A 1,489-nucleotide genomic window follows, 5' to 3' on the forward strand; every position below is an offset into this window, starting at 1 on the left:
AACACGATGGTCGATCAGTTGTCGGCCTTCGCCGACGAGGTGACCCGGGTGGCGCGTGAGGTGGGCACCGAGGGCAACCTGGGCGGCCAGGCGACCGTCCGGGGGGTGTCGGGCACTTGGAAGGACCTCACCGACAACGTCAACGTCATGGCCTCGAACCTGACGAGCCAGGTGCGCAGCATCGCCCAGGTGGCCACCGCCGTCGCCCGCGGCGACCTGTCGCAGAAGATCACCGTCGAGGCCAAGGGCGAGGTGGCGGCGCTCGCCCAGACGATCAACACCATGGTCGACACGCTGAGCGCGTTCGCCGACGAGGTCACCCGCGTGGCCCGCGAGGTCGGCACCGAAGGCCAGCTCGGCGGCCAGGCCCGCGTCCCGAACGTGGCCGGCACCTGGAAGGACCTCACCGACAACGTCAACTCGATGGCCGACAACCTGACCAACCAGGTGCGCAGCATCGCCCAGGTCACCACGGCCGTCGCCCGCGGCGACCTGACCAGGAAGATCGACGTCGACGCCCGCGGCGAGATCCTTGAGCTGAAGACCACCATCAACACGATGGTCGACCAGCTGTCCTCCTTCGCCGCCGAGGTCACCCGCGTGGCCCGCGAGGTCGGCAGCGAAGGACGGCTCGGCGGCCAGGCCGAGGTCGAGGGCGTGTCCGGCACCTGGAAGCGGCTGACGGAGAACGTCAACGAGCTGGCCGCCAACCTGACCCGGCAGGTGCGCGCCATCGCCGAGGTCACCAGCGCGGTCACCTCCGGCGACCTGACCCGCTCGATCACGGTCGACGCCGAGGGCGAGCTGGCCGACCTGAAGGACAACATCAACTCGATGGTCAAGTCGCTGCGCGAGACCACGACCGCCAACGAGCAGCAGGACTGGCTCAAGTCCAACCTCGCCCGCATGTCCGGTCTCATGCAGGGCCACCGCGACCTGGCGGCCGTCGCCGAGCTGGTGATGAACGAGCTGGCCCCGCTGGTCAGCGCCCAGTACGGCGCGTTCTTCCTGGCCGAGGAGAACGAGCTGCAGCTCATCAGCGCCTACGGCTACCCGGCCGACCCCGGCAGGCCCACGAGGTTCCGGCTCGGCGAGGCGCTGGTCGGCCAGGCCGCCCGCAGCCGCCGGGTCATCGCCGTCGACGACGTGCCCTCCGGCTCCGTCCGGATCTCGACCGGTCTCGGCACGATCGAGCCCGCCTCGGTGGTGGTGCTGCCGATCGTGGTCGAGGAGCAGGTGCTCGGCGTGATCGAGCTGGCCTCGGTGCAGGCGTTCACCCCGGTCCACCGGGCCTTCCTCGACCAGCTCATGGAGACGATCGGGGTCAACCTCAACACGATCGTGGCCAACGCCCGCACCGACGAGCTGCTGGCCGAGTCGCAGCGGCTCGCGGCCGAGCTGCAGGCCCGCTCGGAGGAGTTGCAGCAGCAGCAGGAGGAGCTCCAGCGCTCCAACGCCGAGCTGGAGGAGAAGGCCACGCTGCTGGCCC

The 1,489-nt window shown here is 70.1% G+C and carries 1 protein-coding gene; it reads left to right on the forward strand.

The features are described from left to right. The coding region (locus ABZ459_RS52715) for a HAMP domain-containing protein (RefSeq protein WP_357989100.1) at nucleotides 1-1,489 on the forward strand (1,489 nt) is incomplete at both ends.

The organism is Nonomuraea sp. NPDC005692 (assembly GCF_040631115.1).
Classification (GTDB): domain Bacteria; phylum Actinomycetota; class Actinomycetes; order Streptosporangiales; family Streptosporangiaceae; genus Nonomuraea.